At 53.6% G+C, this 21963-nt stretch carries 21 protein-coding genes and 2 pseudogenes; 17 read left to right on the forward strand and 6 right to left on the reverse strand.

The features are described 5' to 3' along the window. The first annotated feature begins 846 nt into the window (after positions 1–846). The 3 genes and pseudogenes from D0851_RS20205 (at position 847) to D0851_RS11275 (ending at position 2008) form a co-directional block, all read left to right on the forward strand. Positions 847–1017 carry a transposase zinc-binding domain-containing protein gene (locus tag D0851_RS20205; RefSeq protein ID WP_162893719.1) on the forward strand — a complete coding sequence of 57 codons (171 nt, stop codon included), beginning with the start codon at positions 847–849 and terminating at the stop codon, positions 1015–1017. 12 nt (positions 1018–1029) lie between these two features. After that, a pseudogene (locus D0851_RS21070) lies at positions 1030–1125 on the forward strand (transposase zinc-binding domain-containing protein); the annotation flags it as partial. 94 nt (positions 1126–1219) lie between these two features. Further along, a complete protein-coding gene (locus D0851_RS11275; RefSeq protein ID WP_162893720.1) occupies positions 1220–2008 on the forward strand; it encodes a transposase in 789 nt (262 codons plus the stop codon). Between the two features lie 342 nt (positions 2009–2350). Here D0851_RS11275 and D0851_RS11280 read toward each other — a convergent pair whose 3' ends face one another. Continuing rightward, a complete protein-coding gene (locus D0851_RS11280) occupies positions 2351–2584 on the reverse strand; it encodes a hypothetical protein (protein ID WP_117618744.1) in 234 nt (77 codons plus the stop codon). Positions 2585–2838: 254 nt separating this feature from the next. Between D0851_RS11280 and D0851_RS11285 the strand changes: the two genes are divergently transcribed. Continuing rightward, positions 2839–3165, forward strand: a complete 327-nt coding sequence (locus D0851_RS11285; RefSeq protein WP_117618745.1) for a hypothetical protein — start codon at positions 2839–2841, stop codon at positions 3163–3165. Between the two features lie 431 nt (positions 3166–3596). Here the strand turns inward: D0851_RS11285 and ltrA (D0851_RS11290) are convergent, their stop codons facing one another. After that, positions 3597–4985, reverse strand: a complete 1389-nt coding sequence (ltrA, locus tag D0851_RS11290; protein WP_117620288.1) for a group II intron reverse transcriptase/maturase — start codon at positions 4983–4985, stop codon at positions 3597–3599. A gap of 452 nt (positions 4986–5437) precedes the next feature. Here ltrA (D0851_RS11290) and D0851_RS11295 point away from each other — a divergent pair, with 452 nt between their 5' ends. Then, the gene (locus D0851_RS11295) at positions 5438–6238 is read left to right on the forward strand and encodes a hypothetical protein (protein WP_162893721.1); all 801 of its coding nucleotides are present in this window, start codon (positions 5438–5440) and stop codon (positions 6236–6238) included. Between the two features lie 989 nt (positions 6239–7227). Continuing rightward, entirely contained in the window at positions 7228–8256 is a 1029-nt protein-coding gene (locus tag D0851_RS11300; protein ID WP_117618747.1) for a hypothetical protein, read from the forward strand. Between the two features lie 474 nt (positions 8257–8730). Here D0851_RS11300 and D0851_RS11305 read toward each other — a convergent pair whose 3' ends face one another. Both D0851_RS11305 and D0851_RS11310 read right to left on the reverse strand, forming a co-directional pair. Next, positions 8731–9234 (reverse strand): transposase, encoded by a 504-nt coding sequence (locus D0851_RS11305; RefSeq protein WP_117618748.1) that lies wholly within the window; start codon positions 9232–9234, stop codon positions 8731–8733. A gap of 286 nt (positions 9235–9520) precedes the next feature. Further along, on the reverse strand, positions 9521–9787 hold the full coding sequence (locus tag D0851_RS11310; protein WP_117618749.1) for a hypothetical protein: 267 nt from the start codon (positions 9785–9787) through the stop codon (positions 9521–9523). Between the two features lie 331 nt (positions 9788–10118). On the opposite strand from D0851_RS11310, the gene D0851_RS11320 reads away from it, so the two are divergent. The 7 genes from D0851_RS11320 to D0851_RS11345 all read left to right on the forward strand — a co-directional run bounded on the left by D0851_RS11320 (position 10119) and on the right by D0851_RS11345 (position 15738). Beyond that, complete coding sequence (locus D0851_RS11320) at positions 10119–10907, forward strand: transposase (RefSeq protein ID WP_162893722.1); 789 nt, start codon at positions 10119–10121, stop codon at positions 10905–10907. Continuing rightward, positions 10790–11182 (forward strand): transposase, encoded by a 393-nt coding sequence (locus D0851_RS21075; protein ID WP_117618750.1) that lies wholly within the window; start codon positions 10790–10792, stop codon positions 11180–11182. Before D0851_RS11320 ends, D0851_RS21075 begins: the two co-directional genes overlap by 118 nt. A 375-nt stretch (positions 11183–11557) precedes the next feature. Further along, positions 11558–11851, forward strand: a complete 294-nt coding sequence (locus tag D0851_RS11330; RefSeq protein ID WP_117618751.1) for a hypothetical protein — start codon at positions 11558–11560, stop codon at positions 11849–11851. 330 nt (positions 11852–12181) lie between these two features. Continuing rightward, entirely contained in the window at positions 12182–12304 is a 123-nt protein-coding gene (locus D0851_RS20820) for a hypothetical protein (protein ID WP_264756443.1), read from the forward strand. A 257-nt stretch (positions 12305–12561) separates the two neighbouring features. After that, positions 12562–13734 (forward strand): group II intron reverse transcriptase/maturase, encoded by a 1173-nt coding sequence (gene ltrA, locus D0851_RS11335; RefSeq protein ID WP_205422182.1) that lies wholly within the window; start codon positions 12562–12564, stop codon positions 13732–13734. Between the two features lie 479 nt (positions 13735–14213). Then, on the forward strand, positions 14214–14489 hold the full coding sequence (locus D0851_RS11340; RefSeq protein WP_117618753.1) for a hypothetical protein: 276 nt from the start codon (positions 14214–14216) through the stop codon (positions 14487–14489). Between the two features lie 121 nt (positions 14490–14610). Further along, complete coding sequence (locus D0851_RS11345) at positions 14611–15738, forward strand: FRG domain-containing protein (RefSeq protein WP_117618754.1); 1128 nt, start codon at positions 14611–14613, stop codon at positions 15736–15738. 492 nt (positions 15739–16230) lie between these two features. On the opposite strand, the gene D0851_RS11350 is transcribed toward D0851_RS11345, so the two are convergent. Beyond that, positions 16231–17274: an IS110 family transposase gene (locus tag D0851_RS11350; RefSeq protein ID WP_117618755.1), complete on the reverse strand. Its 1044-nt coding sequence runs from the start codon at positions 17272–17274 to the stop codon at positions 16231–16233. 171 nt (positions 17275–17445) lie between these two features. Between D0851_RS11350 and D0851_RS11355 the strand changes: the two genes are divergently transcribed. From D0851_RS11355 to D0851_RS11365, 3 genes are all read left to right on the forward strand, one after another. Then, positions 17446–18123, forward strand: coding sequence for a class I SAM-dependent methyltransferase (locus tag D0851_RS11355; RefSeq protein ID WP_117618756.1), 678 nt, complete (start codon positions 17446–17448; stop codon positions 18121–18123). Between the two features lie 79 nt (positions 18124–18202). Further along, complete coding sequence (locus tag D0851_RS11360; RefSeq protein WP_117618757.1) at positions 18203–18442, forward strand: DUF4160 domain-containing protein; 240 nt, start codon at positions 18203–18205, stop codon at positions 18440–18442. Continuing rightward, positions 18402–18668, forward strand: a complete 267-nt coding sequence (locus D0851_RS11365; RefSeq protein WP_117618758.1) for a DUF2442 domain-containing protein — start codon at positions 18402–18404, stop codon at positions 18666–18668. The genes D0851_RS11360 and D0851_RS11365 overlap by 41 nt, the downstream gene beginning before the upstream one ends. Positions 18669–19146: 478 nt before the next feature. Here the strand turns inward: D0851_RS11365 and D0851_RS11370 are convergent. Beyond that, positions 19147–20691, reverse strand: a pseudogene (locus D0851_RS11370) (IS3 family transposase). A gap of 81 nt (positions 20692–20772) precedes the next feature. Between D0851_RS11370 and D0851_RS11375 the strand changes: the two are divergent. After that, positions 20773–21921, forward strand: a complete 1149-nt coding sequence (locus D0851_RS11375) for a reverse transcriptase N-terminal domain-containing protein (RefSeq protein ID WP_117618759.1) — start codon at positions 20773–20775, stop codon at positions 21919–21921. Positions 21922–21963 lie beyond the last annotated feature (42 nt).

A 21963-nucleotide genomic window follows, 5' to 3' on the forward strand; every position in this document is an offset into this window, starting at 1 on the left:
ATTTGCTTCCTTGGCGCCTTTACCAACGAAAGGCTTTCACGATAGGCGAAAACTCTATCACCGCAGCCCCCGCCAACACCATGAACGACGCAACAAAAACCGCCATTTGGGGCGCTTCCAGGTTTGTAGGCTACCCTGCAGGTATGAACGGACTGCCGCAGTTATACGAACGCGTTCGCAAAACTCCAAAACACCGAGTGTGAAAATAAGGTAACTATCTGATAGGGTTGAAAAGTTGGAACAGGATGGGTGGAGTTATACGCCCATGACCAAGAGCGGGAGTGGCTCAGGAATGAGCGTATAACTCCGGCGGTAGCCATGGTAAATGGTTCTCAAGACTCTGTTTTTGAGAGAGAATCAGGCGTTTTCCTGAGAAATCTTGAGTGGAGTTTTACGAACGGGTGATATACGAACGCGTTCGTATAATTAGCTGTTAAATGCCTGGCTCCGGCGTTCTTGGGTTTGGTGTTTGGTCACTGGCTGTCAGTTGTCTTCGGGCAGAACACAGCCCTCGGTTTGGCGACGGTTTTCGCGGCCAATTCGGTGTTTGGGTCGCGGGGCCATCCGGCGTAAACATCGGGCTGTTTCCGCTTGTTCAGTGTTCTGGTTCCTAGCGCCATGGGTTGCGCTGGTGCAAAGTATCGGGAGTAGGCATTCAGCATTGGGTGCCGCAATAAATTGCCGGGCAGCTCCGGCATCTAACCAGTCGCAGCAGTTCGTGGCCTACGGCCACCGGACGCCCTTGTCAGGGCGCCGCTGTGCTTCAGCGTTGAACTAGCCGCGCAAGCGCGGGGAGCGCGCCTGAGATCTTTGTTGATCATCGATTACTGAGTAGGGTTTTCAAGGATGAAGACGATACTACAAGAGGTGATGGGCCGGGGGTATCCGGCCCTGGCGGAGAAGACGCCTCTGCCACCGCATGTTCATCGCGCGGCCAGGGCGATGGTGCTGTGCCGCACGGCGGCACTGGGCGGTCACATACAGGGCTGCCCCGAGGGGCATGTCCAGCGGGTCTAGTACAACTCCTGCCGCCACCGCAGTTGCCCGCAATGCAACCGGATTCAGCTTGAGCGTTGGCTGGAGGGCCAGAAGTCACGCCTGATTGATCACCCCCATCGCCATGTGATCTTTACCCTGCCGCACGAATTGCATCCGTACTGGGCGCCGCAACACCGACCGGATGACTCGCTGGTTGTTCCAGTCCGTGCGAGAGACGCTGATGTGTTTTTTGAGCGATCCGGCGTACCTGGGGGCCCAACCTGGCATTCTGAGCGTTTTGCACACCTGGGGGCGGTCGCTCACGTTGCACCCCCATATTCATTGCGCCATTACCGAGGGTGGTCTGGACGATCAGGGGCTGTGGCGGTTGCCGGTCAGGAACTGTTTTCTGCCGATCCGGGCGGTCATGTTCAAGTATCGTGGGCACTTCCTGGCGCAGCTGAAATCCGCCGTGGATTGCGGGGAGTTGTCGCTACCGGACGGTGAGACACCGACGAGCAGCCACAACCTGTTTAACCGATTGGGACGTAAGCCCTGGAATGTGAACCTTCGAGAGCGTTATGACAACGCGGAAGGCGTGGTGGAATACCTGGCCCGCTACGTGCGGGGCGGGCCGATGCGCCCGAGTCAGTTGTCAAGGTTCCGGACCGACCAGAACGATGTCCTGTTCCGCTACCATGCGCACCGGGACAACCCGGATGGCGGACGTAAACGGTGCCGGAAGGAACGCCTGAGTACGGGCGAATTTGCCGGGCGGTTACTGCAGCATGTGCCCCGCAAGGGGCTGAACATTGTGCGCAGTTATGGTCTGTATGCGGTTGCCTGCCGGGGCAAGCTGGACCAGGCCCGGGCGGACGTGGGGCAAGCGCCGGTTCGCCAACCGAAGCCGGTTCGGTGGCAAGGTTATCTTGGCCGTTTTCCCGACAGTCAGAAGCAGACCCACTGCTCGGTCTGTGAGCGGCAACTGACACTGATGGCCCCCATTGCCCCTTCGAGGGCTCCGCCATGAGCTGTCGGGACTCAGGGATAACAGGGAATCACACCATGACAGGCGCCGTCGGTGGGGCGCTTGTCTTGCCGGTTGCCCGGAGATCGCAGAAAATCGACGCCATTCTCCTTCGCCCGTTTCGACCGGATCAGGCCCACGCCCTTAAACTGACCCGGAATCACAGAGCCTTTCCGCTGTTCCGGAGCCCCTTCCGGAAATCTGGCGTTTCAAATCCCCATAGGCTAGCCTGAGACCTCGAGTGCGGACCAGTCCAACAAGCCGATGAACCGATCCACAGGGGCCCGGTCGCGTGCCTGCCTTAGTTCGGGTGTGCCTGAGAGTTGGCGGGAGGTGGACGGTTATCTATATCGTTAGCTGGTTGGGTTTCGGTCTAATTTTGGTGGCTGTGTGCCAGTGGCCTTGGCCCAAAGCTGGTAGCAAAACCGGCAATGCGGGTAGTTCGCCAAGGCCGTCAAAATCGGCGTCTTGCTGGCAGTTCAATCCGTCGCCGGCATTGTTATAAAAGTCGGTGTTTGCCGCGTGGGGCAATCCGCCGAAAACTGAATCCTGATCTGCTACTTTGAAGTTCAGGTTCATTCACCGCATCATCGGCGGTGGTTTTAATCACGGTGCATCGGCATGTGTCGGTGCCAGGGCAGCGGAGCATGCCGTCTTGTTGGTTGCCGGGGATCGGTGTTCACAGTTACCCCCAGCTAACCAGTCGCTGCAGTACGCGGCCGATGGCCGCCGGACGCCCTTTCCATGGCTCCTTCGTCGCCATTCCAAGGTCGCCGCTGAGCTTGGCGTTATGTCAAATATCGTCCTATATTATTCCCGTAAGGAAAAACAGAATGAGAAGAAATCAAAGAGACGATGTTCTCCAGTGTTTGGTTGACCCCAGTACTGATAAAAACACCCAGATCAAATTGGCAAAGTACCAACTGATTTACTCATTATCTGGCCTCATTTTGGGGCTGGGTTGCATGATTGGAGGGTTTTTCTTGTTTATCGCAGGGGTGGCTGGCGACGTTGACTGGAGTCTGAATATTCTAGGTGGCGAGTCAAAAATTACCAATGCAGCTCCTGGCGCCGTCCTCTTCATTGTCGGGTTATTCTTGATTTTAATCACTAAGTTTAAGTTTCGACATATAAATAAAAAGTCGGGCACTAACATTTAACAAGGTTTTTGAATTTTAGATTCTATCAATAAAATAAGCTTCCCATTTAATTTTCTGAAATTTGTGAGCTGCGCATATTAATGAATGTTTTTGATATTTTTCGACTTCCTAAATACTCCATGAAAAGAGGGTTTGATATTCCGCTATTTTCACGTCAAATGATGGATTATGTGAAACTGCATTTATATCAGGGGTTTCCTCTAGATTTAACGCTTGTCAATGACGGTGAAGTTAAGCACTATGAGCAAGATCACATTTTTAGAGGTGTTAATTATCTCTCAGAAGTCGCCGCTAGCCCGCCTCTTGATTCTATATCCATCTGTTTCGAGGTTTTAGAAAATGTTGAGATCAATGCTTTTGATCGAGTAGGAGGGGGAGTTACCTCCCCCGTCCTCTCACACCACCGTACGTACGGTTCCGTATACGGCGGTTCATGGCTGGCTCTGAAGCCGAGTCATCGTATCCAACAAGCTTACCAGAGACAGGCGGTTAAAGACCTTCTTGGGGAGTGCGGCATTCATATGCGATGCCCCGCTATTCCACCAAGGCCCGCGCCCGTTTGTCGCGCTTTTCCAAGCCCGTTCCTCCACCAGTCCAAGCCGCATCAGGTTGCGAGCTCGAGTGTGAACTCGCTTCCATTGTCGCCACAGGATCAGGCGGAGTCGTCGCCGTACCCACCCGTCCATCGCCTCTACCGAGCGCTTTGAGTCGGTCAGGCGGTAGTAGTTCGCCCACCCTCGCAGCACTGGATTCAGGTGTTGGATGGTGGTCAGCAGCGATCGCCCCCGTGATCGTCGGAGCAACTGACGCAGGTTGGCCTGATGAGCTTTCAGGCTCTTGGGCGCAATCCTCAGCCGAACCTGTTTGTGCCAGCTTACGCTGTAACCCAGATAGCTCCGGCGCCAAGGCCGATCCACGGCGCTTTTCTCCGTGTTGATCTTCAGGCGCAAGTGCGTTTCCAGATAGTGGGTGAGGCTGGCCATGATCCGGTGCCCGGCTCGCTTGCTACGAACGTAGATATTGCAGTCGTCCGCGTAGCGGCAGAACCGATGGCCCCGGCGCTCCAGCTCCCTGTCCAGTTCGGTCAAAAGAACATTGGAGAGCAGAGGCGAGAGCGGGCCGCCTTGTGGCGTCCCTTCCCGTCTCGGGCTGACCACCCCACCGTCCAGCATGCCGGCTTCCAGATAACGTCGGATCAGGGTCAGTATCCGGCGGTCGGTGATGCGACGAGCCAGCAGGCTCATCAGCACATCGTGGTTGACCCGGTCAAAGAACTGGGCCAGATCCAGATCGACCACCCAACGGTGGCCCTCATTGATGTGCTGCTGCATCGCCTTGACCGCCTGATGGGCACTTCTCCCAGGCCGGAAGCCGTAACTGTGATCCGAGAAGGTCGGTTCCAGCATCGGGCTCAGCACTTGGTGAAGGGCTTGTTGAATCAGGCGATCTTGTACCGTCGGAATACCCAGTACCCGTTCGCCGCCTTGCGGCTTGGGGATACTGACCCGGCGTATGGGCTGAGGATGGTAGCGTCCGGCCAATAAGCGCTCACGCACCGTTGGCCAATGCTGTTGCAGGTGGCCTTTCAGGGCCGTTGTGGGCATCTGATCGACGCCAGCTGCGCCCTTGTTGGACACCACCCGCTGATACGCACGCATCAGGTTCGGGCGCTCAAGCACCTGTTCCATCCGCGCGTTCGGCTCCGCGTTCGTCCACGAATGAGCCTCCGCGTCTGCCTCGACACGGGCACCAGTCTCTGCCGGATTCCGTCCGGCGCCTCCCTGATTGCCCTGACCCATCCGGGCCGCTTCTGTCTTCATAAGCACACCACGAGCACTCATCGCCTACTTGCGGTCAACCATGTTCAGCCCTTCAGTGTGCGGTGACACACCTACTATGGCCTCTGCTGAGTTCTGGCTTCCCATCCCCACCCCTCACGAGGTGAGTAGCACGGTGGCAGAAAACCAGACTTCCCAGGGTAAGACGCGTGACCTTCACACTTATACCCGCCGCATCTACGTTCACACCTTCTGTGCAAGTATCGGGCTTTGACGATATTGGCCGCCTTACCCGGTGTGACCGCCTCGTATGCGATTTCTGTTCGTCAGGTCAGTGTTTTGCCTGCGGCTTCCTTCAGATTCCACCTCGCGATGGACACCCTTGCCGTCCGGCTAGTGGTTCCCCTTACCGGGCCCACAGGGGACTTGCACCCCCAAGTCATCCGGCCAGCACCACCTGTACCGGAACAGCGCCCGTCAAGGCGCTACGCGCCATGCCTGGCGCACCAAAGAAAATGCCTTCTTTAAAAAAGCCTAAGTACATTGTTGGGATAAATTCTGGGCTTGCAGAAGAATTCGCCAATCATTTTATCGCACAGAATTCGGTGGATGAAATGGTGGTAAATATGAAATCTTTGAATCAGTTGCCATTAGAGTTTCTCCAAGACGCTGCGCTCACTTTGTCATTTTGCTTCATAGCATTTCATGAAATTGGACACATTTACCGAGGCCACTTAGATTTTCTTAATAAAAAAATGGAGGCTTCAATTATCGACGAGATGTGGGCAGATGGAGCGAGCCTGAGTGTTGAGGGAAAAGTTTTTTCTCGTCACATGTTCGAATGTGATGCAGATGCTTTTGCAGGATATTTGATGGTAGGCGAGGTAATTTCCAGATATAAGAATTCTATCAATAGCGGAGTTTTTTCTGGACGGAAAAAACGGATTCTCGAAGAACTAGTTATATTTTCTTCATCAGTTATATATTATATTTTTTGCCTTTTCGACAGGCGGCCAACGATTTTTGACGGTGCATATCCGGTACCACCAATAAGAACTGCTATAGCGGTAGGGCATTTAGGCGCCGGCCTTTACAAAGAGGGACTTTCAGATGGGTTAATTAACAAATTGATGATAGAAGGAATCGCTAGAACCCAAGCGATTATCGACGCTAACGATGTGAATCAAAATACTCGTGATCTAGAGGTGGAGTTCAATAGGTGGTCGTCTAAATATATGTCTGAGCTGGGAAAGCTAGGAGAATTGCTAGCTCCATATAAGCCAGTAAAAATTTAAAGACATAACAAGTAGTTGCAGTTCGTTCCGGCCCTGGGGCCTCCACCGGACCGGTTTTCCAGCGCGTTGCGCCTCCAAACCGGCCGCTGAACATCGGCGTTAGCTGGTAGTGCCCTGGTCTTTTTTGGTGGCTGGTTGCCATCGGGCCTTGGCCGCAAACGGGTAGCAAAATTGGCAATTCCGGTGGTTTGCCAAGGCCGTCAGAATCCGCGTCGAGTGGGTAGCGAAAATCAGCGAGTGGCGTTGGTATAAAGGTTGGTGTTCGCCGTAACCAGGTGTCCGGCGAAACCTGGTTCCTTGCTTACCTGCTACTCTGAAGTTCAGGTTCGTTCACCGCATCATTGGCGGTGGTTTCAATCAAAGTGCATCGGGATTTTTCGGTGCCAGGGGGCATCGGAGCAGGCCGTCATGTTGGTTGCCAAAGATCTGGGTTTATCGCCTGCCGGTGCTACTCAGCTAACAAGGCAATCAAATTCGTTCCGGCCTTTGGCCTCCACCGGACGCCCTTGTCAGGGCGCCGCTTAGCTTCGCGTTAGCTGGTAGTGCCCTGGTCTTTTTTGGTGGCTGGTTGCCATCGGGCCTTGGCCGCAAACGGGTAGCAAAATTGGCAATTCCGGTGGTTTGCCAAGGCCGTCAGAATCCGCGTCGAGTGGGTAGCGAAAATCAGCGAGTGGCGTTGGTATAAAGGTTGGTGTTCGCCGTAACCAGGTGTCCGGCGAAACCTGGTTCCTTGCTTATCTGCTACTCTGAAGTTCAGGTTCACTTGCCGCATCAGTGGTGGTGTTTTTAATCAGGGTGCATCGGCCAAGGCCTGTGCAAAAAAGCAGCGGAGCAGGCTGTCATGCTGGTTGCCAAAGATCGGGGTTTATCGCCTGCCGGTGCTACTCAGCTAACAAGGCAATCAAATTCGTTCCGGCCTTCGGCCTCCACCGGACGCCCTTGTCAGGGCGCCGTTTATTGCTGGCGTTAAAAAGAGGAAAAAATCGATCATGGCTGAAAACGAAAACAACGACCAAGACCAAGAAGGACATGAACTTCAAAGAGCGGACGAAGTCGTCGCCAAGTTACCGCGAGATCAATTAAAGTCTCTTTTCTACCTCCTTAACGGTAAGCCTGATTCGAGGATAAAAGTATTCTCTCGTCCCATTTATCTAAACAAAGAGGATATCTCAGAGCTTAATGACTGCGTAACTAGAAAGCTGAAAACCCACAGCGTTGATTCGCAAATCACGACGATGTCAGTTGGCTATAAGGGCTCCGAGATACAGGAGTTTGGGACTTGGCATGAATTTGAACAGCATCCTTGGAATGAGCCTGAGTGCATAGAGGAAATCGTCATTAAGTGGGATTTTTTGGTGCGGCTGGACCAGTATGAACTTCCACAGCGCCATACCCTGCTTGTCCGAATTTCGTCGGATATGAAGCCGGGTAAATTTTTACAACTAATCGCATCTGGAAATTCTGACGATTTCGAGAAAATTGATGTTTTGACCTCTCCTGCATTTTGCAGAGTGGATTTCATCAACGCACAAATAAGTAAAGAGCTTATAAATGTAGTTTCAGATTGGTACGAAGGAAGAAAACAACCAGCCCTTATTCCCGATTTTTACTACTGGTTTAAGCGAAAAAGGCAAAGGATCGCTGAGGCATTGCATCATTCTATTCCTTTCATGTTTGCGCTACTTTGGATGTCGTTTTTCTATTGGATGGACTCTAATATTTATAATGGTGACGTAGATCTTCGAATCTCTGCAATCTGGATATTTTTTGGTCTTTATGCATTAAATCCCATGCATAAAGTTGGGCATATGCTTGCTAGCAAGGTTTTCGGGAAACTCGAAAAATTAGAAGGAAGCAAAGTCGTATTTGAGTTCACTTCCGGAGATAAGAAAAAAATCGCTGAAATTACGGACACCAATAGACAGCGTGGACGGAAGTTTCTTAAGGCATCAGCGTGGGCGCTTTTCTTAAACATATTGGCTGGTTTGATTGCCGCATACCTTTTCGTGAACAGCTAATTTTTAACACATATGAGCCTTCTCGGAATCAATAGGCAATAGTGTTTTTTTGGCCGCGCCAGCGGCCAATCTAAATCCATGAGCGAGAACGCCTGCTTCGTCAGTCTCGTATGGCTGTCAGGCACTCACAGCAAACACATATAGGGGCTCTCTTACGTGGCTTTAGACCACCGCCTGGCCAGTCGTTCCTTCGGTCGATCAGGGGCACCAGACATTCATCGGTTAACCGGTCACTGGCACTATTCAAGGATCTGGCTGCGTAGCTCCAGTTAGTTTCAGGCTCAGGACCGGTGTAAGCCGCACTGGCTCATGGTATTAAGGCACGCCCCACGGGCGGGTGGCTATCAAAGCGGACTGCTTCAACGGCGGTGATAGAAGGCGCGGTTTGGTATCGAGTACAGTCAGCGGACACCGGGGCTTTCACCATCATCCTGTTTGATCCAGTTAGGACGTCATGCTCACCCCGTGGCGTGACTAACCCTTCAGGAATCGTTGTTCATCGAACACCCTCTGATGCTTTGAGCATGAAGTAGGCAGCCCGGCCCCAGCTTGTGGGCCAGCGCGGACAGCGCCTTGGGTTTGTTCATGCGTTTCTGCGAGTTTCTGTAAATAGCGTTGGGCCTTGTCATTACCCCGCAGGTACAGCACGGCGGCCTCCGAGAAAGCCCACTTCAGATGGGCAATTACCGATCTTGTTGCCCTGGGTGCCGTAGACTTTGGCCAGCAGACTCGGCTTAGCACTGATGAGCCGGGCGTAAGAAGCAACTTCTGCACCGTCTCAAATCGCTGGATGTCGCCGATTTCGTAGAGCATCGTCAGGGCCAGGATACGACCCACACCAGGAATGGTCCGCAATACACTCAGAGAGGCAGGATCGTGTTGTTTGGCTTGCCGTTCCAGATGTTCTTCCAGCTTGCTGAGTTCCCGGTGATAGCACTCAATGATGGCCAGGTCGAGGATCGATGTTGTGTTGGACATCCCGGTCGGCAAACGGTCGCCCGGGACTTGTTCCCGGGCGCCGATATTCTTCAGTTGGCCTTGTTGGGCGGCAGGTTGTATTGGCTCGTGTATTCACCACATGGGCTTTGAGCATGGCCCCGTGTTGGACGATGCGGGTGCGTCTGCGCGAAGTAAATCCCGGGTTGCCCGCATCTCCTGCGGATAAACGTTAGCGCCAGGGGGAAATTGCCGGCCTCTTCATGAGCATGGCGATCTTGAAGGAATCGATGCGGTCGTTCTTGGTTTTTACCGCCATGAATGGCCTTCATATACAAGGGCATGGCCCAGGATAAAGTGAATGCCGGTGTTCTTCACACAGATCCGAGATCCAGTACCAGCAGTGCATGCATTCGACACCGATCACCAGATCATCACGAAACAGTTCAAGCACAGCCAGTAGCGGTTCCGGGCGAGCTTTGATTTCTTTGTGCAGAAGTACCTCGCCCTGTTGGTCGATGATGCAGACATACAGGGCTGCGGGCATGCAGATCGATTCCACAATAATGGCGGTGGTGCTATGGTAAAAGTTCATGAGTCTTCTCCCTTGTAGTGCTTCGTCGCCTTCCAGCTTAGCGGGGTAACCGCGAGGCTGGGGAGAAGCTCAATCAGTACTCAAGTCGGTCAACCGGACGCCAAAAGCGTACCGCTTTTGGTTCCCTCCGCTGGCGCTCCGGCGCCGGTTTACCTTAGCGTTGAACTAGCCGCGCAAGCGCGGGAGCGCGCCTGAGATCTTTGTTGATCATCGATTACTGAGTAGGGTTTTCAAAGGATGAAGACGATACTACAAGAGTGATGGGCCGGGGGTATCCGGCCCTGGCGGAGAAGACGCCTCTGCCACCGCATGTTCATCGCGCGGCCAGGCGATGGTGCTGTTGCCGCACGGCGGCACTGGGCCGGTCACATACAGGGCTGCCCCGAGGGCATGTCCAGCGGGTCTGTACAACTCCTGCCCCACCGCAGTTGCCCCGCAATGCAACCGGATTCAGCTTGAGCGTTGGCTGGAGGGCCAGAAGTCACGCCTGATTGATCACCCCCATCGCCATGTGATCTTTACCCTGCCGCACGAATTGCATCCGTACTGGCGCCGCAACACCGACCGGATGACTCGCTGGTTGTTCCAGTCCGTGCGAGAGACGCTGATGTGTTTTTTGAGCGATCCGGCGTACCTGGGGGCCCAACCTGGCATTCTGAGCGTTTTGCACACCTGGGGGCGGTCGCTCACGTTGCACCCCCATATTCATTGCGCCATTACCGAGGGTGGTCTGGACGATCAGGGGCTGTGGCGGTTGCCGGTCAGGAACTGTTTTCTGCCGATCCGGGCGGTCATGTTCAAGTATCGTGGGCACTTCCTGGCGCAGCTGAAATCCGCCGTGGATTGCGGGGAGTTGTCGCTACCGGACGGTGAGACACCGACGAGCAGCCACAACCTGTTTAACCGATTGGGACGTAAGCCCTGGAATGTGAACCTTCGAGAGCGTTATGACAACGCGGAAGGCGTGGTGGAATACCTGGCCCGCTACGTGCGGGGCGGCCGATGCGCCCGAGTCAGTTGTCAAGGTTCCGGACCGACCAGAACGATGTCCTGTTCCGCTACCATGCGCACCGGGACAACCCGGATGGCGGACGTAAACGGTGCCGGAAGGAACGCCTGAGTACGGGCGAATTTGCCGGGCGGTTACTGCAGCATGTGCCCCGCAAGGGGCTGAACATTGTGCGCAGTTATGGTCTGTATGCGGTTGCCTGCCGGGGCAAGCTGGACCAGGCCCGGGCGGACGTGGGGCAAGCGCCGGTTCGCCAACCGAAGCCGGTTCGGTGGCAAGGTTATCTTGGCCGTTTTCCCGACAGTCAGAAGCAGACCCACTGCTCGGTCTGTGAGCGGCAACTGACACTGATGGCCCCCATTGCCCCTTCGAGGGCTCCGCCATGAGCTGTCGGGACTCAGGATAACAGGGAATCACACCATGACAGGCGCCGTCGGTGGGGCGCTTGTCTTGCCGGTTGCCCGGAGATCGCAGAAAATCGACGCCATTCTCCTTCGCCCGTTTCGACCGGATCAGGCCCACGCCCTTAAACTGACCCGGAATCACAGAGCCTTTCCGCTGTTCCGGAGCCCCTTCCGGAAATCTGGCGTTTCAAATCCCCATAGGCTAGCCTGAGACCTCGAGTGCGGACCAGTCCAACAAGCCGATGAACCGATCCACAGGGGCCCGGTTGCGTGCCTGCCTTAGTTCGGGTGTGCCTGAGAGTTGGCGGGAGGTGGACGGTTATCTATATCGTTATGCATCATGATACGGGACTATAAATGAGCAAAAGTGAATGGATTTGGGTTGCTATACGCATATTCGGAATTTACCTGTTGGTTCTTGCAATTATTTCTATTCCAGATGCAATAGGTAACATCTACGCGTTGATTCAAATGGCTGACGGTGCTGAGAGTTATCCAGAATTAGCATCGATGGCCAGATCTCTGAATAAAGCTGTCGTGGCCAAAGGAACGACCGCAACTTCACAGCTCGTTATCTTCTCGATCGCCTCCTATTACTTTCTACGCCATGGGAAAGCCATCCACAAAATGGCGAACCATGAAAACGCATAACAAGTGCAGGCACGGCGACGCCTACTACATTGCGCCTTCGGCTCCATTCCGCAGGCGCGCATGCTGCAGGCGTTATTTGCGACATGAAGTTGCATAAGTATATGTTGTAATTCGAGTTATTTTCGTAGTTGTTGGCTCTGCGCACCATTGGCCCACCCAACAGAGAAGTACTCGAAAGCGCAACCTGGTGTTCTACCACCAGTATCCTACCCACCATGCGAAACGGATTTGGTATGAAGCGTTGGGGACAATGAACCCTGTTAAGAGGAACCGTGAGGGGAATCGGAACTGCCAGTGCCAGGCGGTCGGGGGCTAGGATGGAGCGATAGGATGAACGTAAGTGAAGAATCGTTGACGTTCCGTGAGATGCCAGATCTGCCAAAGGCGCTGACAGGCAGTCACCAAAAGGTAAGCAATCTCGGTCGTCGCCTTGATAACGTGGGCGGCGCGTAGACACCGCATTGCCGGGATACAGATTCCATCTACGTCGCTCGTAAAGGTGCTTATGCAGAACATGGCAATGTCGTAGAGCCTTCAGGGAGGAAGAAGGTAACCCGTAAGGGAGCCGGTGACTCTGCGTCGATGAGATGGGGGAAAAAGCGAAGGGTTTCCTGTAATGGGAGGCATACGGATTCGAACTTTGTCCGGCACGAAAGTGAGCCCACGTCCCCTCGGTGCTTTGTTGCGAGAGAGCTGACAGAATCGATTTCATGAAGGAACGACAAATGATCGCCGCCACGGCGAGTGCACCTTCAACCGACGCCCAACGCTGGCAGTCCATAGACTGGCCGGCGATGGAAAAGCGCGTTTATCGACTGCAAGTGCGTATCGCAAAATCTATCCGCGAGCAGCGGTGGGGTAAGGCGCGAGCCCTGCAACATCTGCTATCGCGCTCGTTTGCGGCAAAGCTGATCGCCGTCAGACGGGTCATATCCAATAAAGGAAGCCGCACGGCAGGTGTTGACGGAGAGCGGTGGACCGCTCCCGGGCAATACTGGCGGGCGGCGCAACAACTAAGGACAGCCGGTTATCAGGCGCAACCACTGCGCCGGATCTATATCCCGAAAAAGAACGGTGACCGCCGTCCTTTGGGGATACCCACCCTTCATGACCGGGCGATGCAAGCCCTCTATGCTCTTGGGCTTAACCCCATTGCGGAAACCACGGGAGACAAACACTCTTACGGTTTCAGGGAAAAACGCAGCCTGCACGATGCTTGCAAACAGGGCTTCATTATACTGGCCCAGAAAACCGCGGCCCAGTGGGTTCTGGAGGCAGACATCAAAGCCTGCTTCGACCGCATCAGTCATGACTGGTTGTTGACGCATATCCCGCTGCCCAGGCGGGTGTTAGGGCAGTGGCTTAAATCGGGGTACTTGGACAAGGAAGCACGCTACGAGACGGAAGACGGCACCCCGCAAGGTGGCATTATCTCGCCCACCCTCTGCAACATGACACTGGATGGCCTGGAAGATCTGGTTGTGCCGGCGTCCCGCAGTCAGGGGCGCAGCAAACTGCATATCATTCGATATGCGGACGACTTTATCATCACCGGGACCACCCCCGCCATTCTGGAGCACGAAGTCCGGCCCAAGGTCGAGCGCTTTCTGGCGGAGCGTGGGCTACAGTTGTCAGTAGAGAAAACACGTTTAAGTCATATTGATCAGGGTTTCAACTTTCTGGGCTTTCACTTCAAGAAGTACCGGAAAACCCTGCTGATCCAGCCCGAGGACGGCAAGACCGGAGAAGTGCTGGCGAAAGTGCGAGGGGTGTTAAAGAAATACCGAGGCATCCCCTTCCATGCTCTGCTGGCCAAACTCAATGCCGTGATCCGGGGCTGGGCCTATGCGTACCGACACGTGGTAGCGAAACAACCGCGCTGAGTTACGCGGATGACAGGATCTACCCACTGGTGAAAAAGTGGCTACAACGGGAACCCGATCCAAACGTGGGCATGGATAAGAAAACGCTACCGGGGTGCTTCAAGGGGTCGCATAGAGTATGGGTGCCACTACCGACAACATCGGGCATGAAAACTCATACGGCTTGTTCAAGGCTGGAGACTACCGATCCGGTATCACAGCAAAGTTCGCAGTGACGCCAATCCTATGACCTGGCCGACAGCGACTACTATAAGGCGAGAACCGCAAGGCAGCGAATGCACGCGCGCCGGGACCGAGTCTTCTTGAACAGCTCGTCCTACGAGAAACTGGCCGCCTGAATGGATGCGTTATTGGATGTGAATAGGTGGGTCGCCTGGGCGGCCTTTAAAGGGCTTGAGCTGTATGATGGGAAACTATCACGTACAGTTCTTATGGGGCGAAGGGCCGGAAGGCCCTTAGCTACCAGGTGAGGCTCTGATATGAGCAAGGAAAAAGAACGAAAAATATTCCAGCTCATAGGGCTTTGCGTTGTTTTCCTGATTATGTTGGTGGTTTTACTCATTCTTGTGTTGGGCGGCTATCTTTCTGGAGATATTAGCGCTTTCGGTAGACGCTATAATGGCAGCCGTGAGCTCTCCGAGGACCCAGCGGGTTTTTGGTATAGCGTCCTTGCTTGGGGTGGGTTCTTGCTTGTATTTGTTTCTGTATCGGTCCGAGAAATCGTCAAAAGAGTCAAAGAAATCAGAAATTCATAACAAGGCCATTAAGTTTGTTCCGGGCCAATGGCCCTACACCGGACGCCCATTTCGCTGCGCTACATGGGCGCCGCTAAACAAGGGCGTTACGTGTCGGAATTTATAGCAAAACGGTGAATTGATGGGGAATGTACTGACAGGGCAATGGAAGGGTAAATCGAACGCAGGCTCTTTCGTTCTGATAAACATTACTCAGGTAGGTTCAACAATCGTGGGCCGCGTATCGGTATTTGAGTCAACCACCATTAAAAATGGAGTTGCAAGCTATTGGACATGGTCGGTATTGACCGGTGAAGTTGATGATCACTCTAGAGTTAAAGGAAAAACCTCCCAGCCAAGTGTGCATGATAAATCTGGTGATTTATTAACAGATCAGAATTTGGGCACTCTGATGACAGAAAGCGGCACTGAGTTTCCTACAGAGTCCATTTTCCATGGAAAACTGATTAAGGAAACTGCTCTAGAGGTCGAATGGACGTCTCATTACCCTTCAGGTGGTACTAGAAAAGACAAAATTATCGTTGAGAAGAAAGCGCCAAATGGTTCACGAATCAAGCATGAGAAAATGACTTGGAGTGACTTTAAGAACTTTGCGCTTAGTCAAGAAGATGGCCTGGTTTATCGTGGTCAAGCCAGAAACTGGAGACTCCAAACATCATTTCACCGAACGGGGCACGCCGATTTAATTTCCTACCTAGATGAAAAAATACCTGAACTTGAACATCACATAAATGCATACTCCGAGCATATATACGATATTAAAAATGATCGTTCATTAGGTGCCTTGCTCAATTTGGCGCAACATCATGGATATCCTACGCCGCTGTTGGATTGGACAAAAAGTCCTTATGTGGCAGCCTTTTTCGCATTTCAGAATAAATCAGCACTAAAAAAAGATGGATCGGTGAGCATATTTGTATTCGACGAGCGAAGTTGGGCCAACCGAGCTGGTCGCGTAGCGCAGCTCAGAACTCCAGCAATTGTCTTGAGGACTATCGAGCTTCCAGGATTTGGCAATGCGAGGGTATTGCCGCAACAGGCTTTGACGATGTACAGCAATGTCGATGATCTTGAATTTATCATTCAGGAAAATGAAGAATTTAAAGGGCAGTTTATACGGGCCGTTTCTATTTCGGCTGCAGAGAGAGATGTTGCCATGCGGGATTTGAGTCTGATGGGAATTACTTGGGGCTCGATGTTTCCTGGACTAGACGGGATATGCAAACAGCTAGCCTCAAGACACTTTTAACTTGAAGCTTTGTAGCCAATTACCACGTAACACATATGAGCCTTCTCGGAATCAATAGGCAATAGTGTTTTTTTGGCCGCGCCAGCGGCCAATCTAAATCCATGAGCGAGAACGCCTGCTTCGTCAGTCTCGTATGGCTGTCAGGCACTCACAGCAAACACATATAGGGGCTCTCTTACGTGGCTTTAGACCACCGCCTGGCCAGTCGTTCCTTCGGTCGATCAGGGGCACCAGACATTCATCGGTTAACCGGTCACTGGCACTATTCAAGGATCTGGCTGCGTAGCTCCAGTTAGTTTCAGGCTCAGGACCGGTGTAAGCGCACTGGCTCATGGTATTAAGGCACGCCCACGGGGTGGCTAATCAAAGCGACTGGCTTCAACGGCGGTGATAGAAGGCCGGTTTGGTATCGAGTACCAGTCAGCGGACACCGGGCTTTCAGCCATCATCCTGTTTGATCCAGTTAGACGTCATGCTCACCCCGTGGCGTGACTAACCCTTCAGGAATCGTTGTTCATCGAACACCCTCTGATGCTTGAGCATGAAGTAGGCAGCCCGGCCCAGCTTGTGGGCCAGCGCGGACAGCGCCTTGGGTTTGTTCATGCGTTTCTGGAGTTTCTGTAAATAGCGTTGGGCCTTGTCATTACCCCGCAGGTACAGCACGGCGGCCTCCGAGAAAGCCCACTTCAGATGGGCATTACCGATCTTGTTGCCCTGGGTGCCGTAGACTTTGCCAGCAGACTCGGCTTTGCACTTGATGAGCCGGGCGTAAGAAGCAAACTTCTGCACCGTCTCAAATCGCTGGATGTCGCCGATTTCGTAGAGCATCGTCAGGGCCAGGATACGACCCACACCAGGAATGGTCCGCAATACACTCAGAGAGGCAGGATCGTGTTGTTTGGCTTGCCGTTCCAGATGTTCTTCCAGCTTGCTGAGTTCCCGGTGATAGCACTCAATGATGGCCAGGTCGAGATCGATGTTGTGTTGGACATCCCGGTCGGCAAACGTCGCCCGGACTTGTTCCCGGGCGCCGATATTCTTCAGGTTGGCCTTGTTGGGCGGCAGGTTGTATTGGCTCGTGGTATTCACCACATGGGCTTTGAGCATGGCCCCGTGTTGGACGATGCGGGTGCGTCTGCGAAGTAAATCCCGGGTTGCCCGCATCTCCTTGGGATAAACGTAGGCCAGGGGGAAATTGCCGCCCTTCATGAGCATGGCGATCTTGAAGGAATCGATGCGGTCGTTCTTGGTTTTACCGCCATGAATGGCCTTCATATACAAGGCATGGCCCAGGATAAAGTGAATGCCGTGTTCTTCACACAGATCCGAGATCCAGTACCAGCAGTGCATGCATTCGACACCGATCACCAGATCATCACGAAACAGTTCAAGCACAGCCAGTAGCGGTTCCGGGCGAGCTTTGATTTCTTTGTGCAGAAGTACCTCGCCCTGTTGGTCGATGATGCAGACATACAGGCTGCGGGCATGCAGATCGATTCCACAATAATGGCGGTGGGTGCTATGGTAAAAGTTCATGAGTCTTCTCCCTTGTAGTGCTTCGTCGCCTTCCAGCTTAGCGGGTAACCGCGAGGCTGGGGAGAAGGCTCAATCAGTATCAAGGGGCTGTTGTCGGACGGTTTTTCCGTCGCTTTGCTCCTCCAAAACCGCCGCAAAGCCCGGCGTTATACAGACTAGGGAGAGTCCAATTTGGACTTAGCTAATGTAGTCCCGTGGGGGAGGTCGTTCGACGAATACCAGAAGATGTTCGGGTTGTCGGATGATGATTTGGACAAGAGAATTCTGGGTTGTGGCGATGGCCCTGCAAGCTTCAATGCTGAGGCGACAGAGCGCGCATGCCAGATCATCTCATGTGATCCGGTATATCAATTCAAAGCTGAGGAAATTCGCCACCGGATCGACCAGGTGTATCCGGAAATCATGACCAAGATGCAACAGGGTGCAGACAGCTATATTTGGGATTCAATGGGTAGCATTGAGCAGCTTGGCGAGGTTCGGATGAACGCCATGTCGAGATTTCTCTCTGACTTTGATACTGGTCGCCAGCAGGGACGGTATTTACCAGCGTCCTTGCCCTCGCTGCCATTCCCGAACTCTGGGTTCGATCTGGCACTCTGCTCTCACTTTCTGTTTCTCTATAGTGACCATGTGGATGGGGCTGCGCACCTGGCATCAATGCGGGAGCTGTGCAGAGTTGCCTCTGAGGTTCGTGTCTTTCCTGTTATCTCGCTGGATGGGGAGATCTCCAAACATTTGGATTCGGTCATGACGGCATTATCCACCGATGGTATTGATGTCTCGTTGCAGCCTGTCAGCTATCGTTTTCAAAAAGGCGCTACTGAGATGTTGGTGGCGAAATCTGTATAACCAGTGGCTGTTGGCGGACGCACCTACGCTGGCGCTCCGGCACGCCGCAAAGCCAGGGCGTTATGTGTGAGGAGTATGGATGAGTCCTACAGTTTTCAGGGAGAAGGGGTACCGCTTCTTTTTCTTCTCGCGGGAGGAGTCTCGCATGCATGTCCATATAGTCTCAGGCGATGGCGAGGCCAAATTTTGGCTTGAACCAGACCTTGAACTAGCCAAGAATCACGGATATAGCCGTCAGCAATTGAAAGAAATCGAGTCATTGGTGGAGGGTCACCGCGATGAGCTTGTCAGCGCTTGGGAACAACACTTCAGCAGTTGAGGTGACAAATATATCGACTCACGGTGTGTGGCTCTTGGCTCACGACCGCGAATTTTTCATGCCATACAACAGCTTTCCTTGGTTCAAGGAGCAGCGAGTCAGTGCCATTCTAAATGTCGAAGAGCAATTCCCTGGCCATTTCTATTGGCCTGATCTGGACGTAGACCTTACCGAGGAAATTATTGAGCATCCCGAAAGGTTCCCGAATGTCGCCCACAGCACATAACCATCGCAGGCACGGCGACGTCTTTTTCACTGCGGCTTCGCCTCCATTCCAAAGCCGCGCATGCTGCAAGCGTTACTTGCGACATGAAGTTGCATGAATATATGTTGTAACCCGATGTTTTTTCCGTAACTGAGCGGATGTCGGAAGTGCAACCTGGTGTTCTACCACCAGTATCCTACCCACCATGCGAAAAGGACTTGGTATGAAGCGTTGGGGACAATGAACCCTGGCAATGTCGTAGAGCCTTCAGGGAGGAAGAAGGTAACCCGTGATGGAGCCGGAGACTCTGCGTCGATGAGATGGGGGAAGAAGCGAAGGGTCTTCTGTAATGGAAGACATACGGATTCAGGATTTGTCCGACGCGAAAGTGTGCAGACGTCCCCTTGGTGCTTTGGTGCGAGAGAATTTGCGGGATTGATTTTATGAAGGAAGGCAAACGTCGTCTGTCAAGGTAGTTGGCACCTGATTCAGTTGGGCTCTAATGAGCCACGCATTGTTCTTTAACAGTTTGCTCTTCTGGTAATGGATTCAACCACACAGCTCCGATCGGCTCACAGTTCCGGATGCTGGTTGACCAGCGGCCAGGGTTCTTTTCTCTGGCCTTTAGCAAGGTGATCTTTCGGCGTGCCAGTATGTCAGCGTCTTTGCCTGCATGGCGGTCTGCCGGTGTCACATAGCGGATAGCGCTGTGACGGTGTTCTTCGTTATACCAGCCGATGAACTTCCTTACCCAGTCACGTGCCAGCTCCAGGTTCTCAAAGCCTTCAGGCGGGTATCCCGGACGCTGCTTGGTGGTGCCGAACAGCGATTCGATATAGGCGTTGTCGTTAGACACACGCGGCCGGCTGTAGGACGGCGTGACACCCAGTTTCTCGAACGTCGCCGGTAACGTGCCACCTTTCATGGCACTGCCATTGTCCGAATGCACCACCGGTGGGTTGTTGATACAGCCTTCACGGAGCAGCGCTTTGCGCAGCACGATTTCACTATTGGCGGCGCTTTCTGCATCGAAGACTTCGGCACCCACGATCTTGCGGCTGTAGACGTCGAGCATGAAGTACAGATAAAAGAATTGACCCCGAACCATAGACTTTAAGTAAGTCACGTCCCAGCACCAGACCTGATTCGGTCTGGTCGCCTCGTGCCGGCGTGGCGGGCCCACTCGTCCGGATGATCGTGTGCCCCGGCGATGGTTCTCATTGTGTTCGGTCAGAACGCGATAAAATGACGATTCTGAGGCGATGTACCAGCCATGGTCATCCAGCAACAGCGGCACGACCTGAGACGGTGGCAGACTGGCGTAATCGGACTGGTGGCAAACGGCCAGGATCATGGCTTTCTCCATTGCGGTCAGTGCATGAGGCGGTGTGTGTTTTGGTGCGCTTGGCCGGCCATCCTCATCACCGGCTTTCCAGCGGCGATAGGTGTTGGTGCCAATGCCCAGCTCGGCACAAGCGCTTTTCAGGCGCGCGCCATCCACACGGGCCTCATCAACCAGCTCTAAGGCATGCTGGCGATCTCGGGTGCTGGTCAGTCGTCCTCGTCCCCCCAGATCGCCTGGGCCTTTTTTCGCAGGGCCAACAGCGCGGCTGTTTCAGCCAGGGCGGCGTCTTTACGCTTCAGTTCGCGTTCAAGTTGCCGGGTGCGTTTTTTTCTCCTGCTTGACCGCTTCACGAGAGCGTTTTTCGACCTTTTCATCGCGATCATTGGCGATTTCACAACTCTGGCGCCAGCGTCGAATCTGCTCGGGATAAACGCCCCGTTTGCGACAATACTCATTCAACTCGGACTCGCTCAGTGCGGCGGTCTCAAGCACGGCATTGAACTTATCGCGAGAACTCCAACCTTCCGGATCTGAACCGTGATCTGGCAGTAACTGTCCATTTTTCCGAGCTTCGTTTCGCCAGTTGTAAAGAGTGGCATCGGAAATACCTTCTTCCTCTGCCACTACGGCAACTGGCCGGTTATTAGGTGGCAGTAACTTTTTAAGAATGGCTTCGCGACGCTCCGGTGAATATTTCATGAAAACCTCTGTCTCTCGCCCCACTTTATTGAGAGAGTCTAACATCGGGTGGGGTTCCAACTACCTTGACAGAGGGGGCAAATGATGGCCGAACAGGCTAGTGCACCTTCAAGCGATGCACAACGCTGGCAGGCGATTGACTGGCCGGAGGTTGAAAAGCGCGTTTATCGACTGCAGGTGCGTATCGCACAATCTGTTCGCGAACAAAGGTGGGGCAAGGCGCGTGCTTTGCAGCATCTGTTGTCGCGCTCGTTTGCCGCGAAAGTGCTGTCGGTCAAACGAGTCATAGCCAATAAAGGAAGTCGCACCGCCGGTGTTGACGGGGTGCTTTGGACGTCACCCGGCCAATACTGGCGCGCGGCGCAAAGACTAGGGACAGCCGGTTATCAAGCGCAACCGCTGCGCAGGATCTACATCCCGAAAAAGAACGGCGATCGCCGCCCTTTAGGGATACCCACCCTTCACGACCGGGCGATGCAAGCTCTCTATGCGTTGGGGCTCAAACCCATAGCAGAAACCACCGGAGACCAACACTCCTACGGATTCAGAGAGGGGCGTAGCTTGCACGATGCCTGCAAACAAGGCTTTATCGTACTGGCCCAAAGAACCGCTGCACAGTGGATTCTGGAAGCCGATATCAAGGCCTGTTTTGATCGCATCCGCCATATTGGGCAAGGCTTCAACTTCCTGGGCTTTCACTACAGGAAATACCGAGGTACCTTGCTGGTCCAGCCGCAAGACGGCAAAACCCGGGAGTTGCCGGAGAAAGTGCGAGGTGTGCTGAAGAAGTACCGTGGCATCCCTTTCCACGCTTTACTGGCAAAGCTCAATGCCGTCATCAGAGGCTGGGCCTATGCGTATCGACACGTGGTAGCGAAAGAACGCCTGAGTTACGTCGATGACAGGATCTACCCACTGGTTAAAAAGTGGTTACAGCAGGAGCACCGATCCAAGACGTGGGCATGGATCAGAAAGCGCTACCGAGGGCGTTTCAAAGGTCGTATTGAGTATGGGTGCTATTACCCGACCGCGTCAGGTATGAAGCTCATACGGTTGTTCAAGGCCGGGGACTTGCCGATTCGGTATCATAGCAAAATACGCAGTGGTGCCAATCCCTATGACCTGGCGGACAAAGACTACTTCGAAGCGAGAGCCCGAAAGCAGCGGATGAACGCACGACGGGACCGACGATTCCTCAACCGTTCGTCGTACGAGAAACTGGCCGCCTGAAGGGAGGCCTTACTGGATATGAATAGGTGGGTCGCCTGCGCG

The organism is Marinobacter sp. Arc7-DN-1, from assembly GCF_003441595.1.
GTDB classification, from domain to species: Bacteria; Pseudomonadota; Gammaproteobacteria; order Pseudomonadales; family Oleiphilaceae; genus Marinobacter; species Marinobacter metalliresistant.

Bases quoted from the DNA above. Each gene is read 5' to 3' on its own strand.
- D0851_RS11275 (WP_162893720.1), top strand. From the start codon at position 1,220: ATGTGTTTTTTGAGCGATCCGGCGTACCTGGGGGCCCAACCTGGCATT.
- D0851_RS11305 (WP_117618748.1), bottom strand. From the start codon at position 9,234: ATGTCCAACACAACATCGATCCTCGACCTGGCCATCATTGAGTGCTAT.
- D0851_RS11280 (WP_117618744.1), bottom strand. From the start codon at position 2,584: ATGAACCTGAACTTCAAAGTAGCAGATCAGGATTCAGTTTTCGGCGGA.
- D0851_RS11285 (WP_117618745.1), top strand. From the start codon at position 2,839: ATGAGAAGAAATCAAAGAGACGATGTTCTCCAGTGTTTGGTTGACCCC.
- D0851_RS11295 (WP_162893721.1), top strand. From the start codon at position 5,438: ATGCCTGGCGCACCAAAGAAAATGCCTTCTTTAAAAAAGCCTAAGTAC.
- D0851_RS11375 (WP_117618759.1), top strand. From the start codon at position 20,773: ATGATGGCCGAACAGGCTAGTGCACCTTCAAGCGATGCACAACGCTGG.
- D0851_RS20205 (WP_162893719.1), top strand. From the start codon at position 847: ATGAAGACGATACTACAAGAGGTGATGGGCCGGGGGTATCCGGCCCTG.
- D0851_RS11320 (WP_162893722.1), top strand. From the start codon at position 10,119: ATGGTGCTGTTGCCGCACGGCGGCACTGGGCCGGTCACATACAGGGCT.
- D0851_RS11300 (WP_117618747.1), top strand. From the start codon at position 7,228: ATGGCTGAAAACGAAAACAACGACCAAGACCAAGAAGGACATGAACTT.
- D0851_RS11340 (WP_117618753.1), top strand. From the start codon at position 14,214: ATGAGCAAGGAAAAAGAACGAAAAATATTCCAGCTCATAGGGCTTTGC.
- D0851_RS11330 (WP_117618751.1), top strand. From the start codon at position 11,558: ATGAGCAAAAGTGAATGGATTTGGGTTGCTATACGCATATTCGGAATT.
- ltrA (WP_205422182.1), top strand. From the start codon at position 12,562: ATGAAGGAACGACAAATGATCGCCGCCACGGCGAGTGCACCTTCAACC.
- D0851_RS11360 (WP_117618757.1), top strand. From the start codon at position 18,203: ATGAGTCCTACAGTTTTCAGGGAGAAGGGGTACCGCTTCTTTTTCTTC.
- ltrA (WP_117620288.1), bottom strand. From the start codon at position 4,985: ATGAAGACAGAAGCGGCCCGGATGGGTCAGGGCAATCAGGGAGGCGCC.
- D0851_RS11310 (WP_117618749.1), bottom strand. From the start codon at position 9,787: ATGAACTTTTACCATAGCACCACCGCCATTATTGTGGAATCGATCTGC.
- D0851_RS11350 (WP_117618755.1), bottom strand. From the start codon at position 17,274: ATGAACTTTTACCATAGCACCCACCGCCATTATTGTGGAATCGATCTG.
- D0851_RS21075 (WP_117618750.1), top strand. From the start codon at position 10,790: ATGCGCCCGAGTCAGTTGTCAAGGTTCCGGACCGACCAGAACGATGTC.
- D0851_RS11345 (WP_117618754.1), top strand. From the start codon at position 14,611: ATGGGGAATGTACTGACAGGGCAATGGAAGGGTAAATCGAACGCAGGC.
- D0851_RS11365 (WP_117618758.1), top strand. From the start codon at position 18,402: ATGAGCTTGTCAGCGCTTGGGAACAACACTTCAGCAGTTGAGGTGACA.
- D0851_RS20820 (WP_264756443.1), top strand. From the start codon at position 12,182: ATGAACGTAAGTGAAGAATCGTTGACGTTCCGTGAGATGCCAGATCTG.